The sequence below is a fragment of the Halomonas sp. BM-2019 genome (assembly GCF_017584085.1).
In genome coordinates this window covers 1,285,679-1,288,286 of record NZ_CP071922.1, presented here as the reverse complement: position 1 = coordinate 1,288,286, position 2,608 = coordinate 1,285,679, and the positions used below count along the sequence as shown (strand labels likewise).

Here is a 2,608-nt window from a genome sequence, read left to right as displayed (position 1 = left end):
TCCCCTGGCCGCCGGCATCGCCTGGGGCATCGCCGCCCTGCTGGGCCTGCCGCCGCTGGCCCAGGGCATCCTGGTGCTGCAGATGAGCATGCCGGTGGCGGTGTTCACCTACCTGTTCGCGCAGAAGAGCGGGCGCGAACCGGAATACACCGCCAGCCTGGTGTTCTGCTCGACGCTGCTGTCGCTGCTCTACCTGCCGCTGCTGCTGGCCTGGCTGATGTAGCCAAGCTGTCTGCCTATGGCGACAGTGAACGCCCGAACCCCGTTGGAGTCGCTAGACTGTTGCAGGCACCATCGCATGCGTCCATCTCGAGAGATGGTCGCGAGGGGCCGACCGCAACCGGCAATATCAACCAGAGGGGAACGGAATGTCTGCCTACCTACGTAAGCTGCCCGCCGCCCTGCTGCTGGGCAGCCTCGCCACGGGGCTCGAGCACCCTTGGGCGGTGGCCCAGCTGCCCGACGGCAGCTTCCTGGTCAGCGAACGCCCCGGCCGCCTGGCCCACGTCGGCGAGGAGGGCGAGATCACCCACCTGGGCGGGGTGCCCGAGGTCAATGCCCGCGGACAGGGCGGCCTGCTCGACGTGGTGCTGCACCCCGACTACGGCGACGGCGACGGCGAGCACGACTGGGTCTACTTCACCTGGAGCCAGGCCGGCAGCGGCGGTACCGCCACGACCCTTTCCCGGGCGCGCCTGGAGGGCGAGGCCCTGGCCGACGTCGAGGAGCTGTTCGTCCAGGACCGCTTCTCCGGCCCCGGCCGCCACTACGGCTCGCGGCTGGCGTGGCTCCCCGACGGGACCCTGCTGATGAGCATCGGCGACCGCGGCAGCGAGCCGCCCCGCGCCCAGGACAAGGGCGACCACGCCGGCAGCGTGCTGCGCCTCACCGCCACCGGCGGCGTGCCGGACGACAACCCCTTCCTGGATGACGACGACGCCCTGGACGAGCTGTTCAGCCTCGGCAATCGGAATATCCAGGGGATGCTGGTCAACGCCGAGGGGCATATCTGGGCCACCGAACATGGCCCGCGGGGGGGCGACGAGCTCAACCTGATCGAGGCCGGCGAGAACTACGGCTGGCCGGAGGTGAGTCTTGGCGTCGACTACGCCACCCGCCGCCCCATCGGCGAGGACTCCCTGCCCGGCATGCGCGACCCGGCGCTTGTCTTCGACGGCACGCTCGCCCCCTCGGGGCTCGCCGAGGTGGCAAGCGAAGCCTTCCCGGAGTGGCAGGGCAACCTGCTGGCCGGGGGCCTGCGCAGCGAGCGGCTCAAGCGCCTGGTGCTGGCCGGCGACGCCGTGGCCGAGCGCGAGGTGCTCCTCGACGGACAGATCGGCCGCATCCGCGACGTGCGCCAGGGCCAGGACGGCGCCCTCTACCTGCTCAACGACGATGCCAATGGCAGCCTCTACCGGCTGGTGCCGGCCGACTGACGGCTGGCACCGCGCCGACACCCCGCTCACCCCGGCCCCCTCCGGCCCCGTCACCGGCGGGGCCGGCCAGCGCCAGCCACGGGACTCCGCATGCGACTGCGCAACCTCATCATCCTGACCGTCATCGTGCCGCTGTTCCTGGTCCTGGTGGTCTTCAGCCTGGTGGCGATCAGCTCGCTGGAGGACAACGTCCGCTCCAAGCTGCAGACCGAGGTCCAGATCATCACCCACGCCATCGGCGCCTCGCTGGGCTACGCCATGGCCCGCGACTCGCCGGAGTCGCTGGAGGAGTCGCTGCACTCGGCCTTCTCCTTCCACCGCATCTACGGCGCCTACGTCTTCGATCGCGACGGCCGGGAGATCTACGGCCTGGGGCTCGGCGAGGCCCTCTTCAGCGCCGAAGAGATCCGCGGGGTGGTCGAGGCGGGCGAGCCCAGCGGGGACTATCGCCAGCACGATGGCTGGTCCTACTACTCGGTGCTGATGCCGCTGACCACCCCCGACGGCGAGATGCGCGGGGTCCTGCAGGTCAACCGGCTCAACACCGGCATCGAGAACTACACCGGCTTCCTGACCCTGGTGGCCGGCCTGGCCTTCCTGATCGGCTCGGCGGGCATCGTGCTGGGCATCTGGTGGGGCTTCCGGCGCCATATCGAACGCCCGATCAACCGCCTGCTGGAGGTGATGGCCCGGGTCGAGGGCGGCGATCGCGAGCAGCGTGCCGCGCCGCGGGGACCCGAGGAGTATCGGCGCCTGGCGGTAGCGCTCAACGGCATGCTCGACGCCATGGCCGAGAAGGACGCCGACATCGAATCGCGCCGCCTCAACGAACTCGCCCTGGAAAAGCGCCTGCGCAAGTCCCGCAAGCTCGCCGAGCTGGGGGTGCTGGCCGCCGGGGTGGCCCACGAGATCGGCGCACCACTGACGGTGATCAACGGCCAGGCCCAGCGCCTGGCCCGCCGCGAGGTAATCGGCGAGGACGAGCGCGCGCGGCTCGGGCGCATCCGCGGCGAGGTGGCGCGTATCGTCGAGATCGTGCGCCAGCTGATGGAGCTGGGCCGGCGCCATAATGTCGAGAAGGAGTGGGTGGGCCTGGACACCCTGGTGGAGGGGGCCCGCGAACTGGTGGAGGAGGACCTGGAGCAGCGCGGCATCCGCCTGGCGACCGAGCT

Annotated in this window: 3 protein-coding genes; all 3 read left to right on the top strand. The window is 70.7% G+C overall.

All coding sequences use genetic code 11. The features are described 5' to 3' along the window. The coding region (locus J5F18_RS06520) for an AEC family transporter (RefSeq protein ID WP_346301479.1) at window positions 1-223 on the top strand (223 nt) is incomplete at its 5' end. A gap of 145 nt (window positions 224-368) precedes the next feature. Beyond that, window positions 369-1,436, top strand: a complete 1,068-nt coding sequence (locus tag J5F18_RS06515) for a PQQ-dependent sugar dehydrogenase (RefSeq protein WP_346301478.1) — start codon at window positions 369-371, stop codon at window positions 1,434-1,436. A gap of 90 nt (window positions 1,437-1,526) precedes the next feature. After that, window positions 1,527-2,608 (top strand): histidine kinase dimerization/phospho-acceptor domain-containing protein (locus tag J5F18_RS06510; protein ID WP_346301477.1); only part of this gene is annotated, 1,082 nt, incomplete at its 3' end.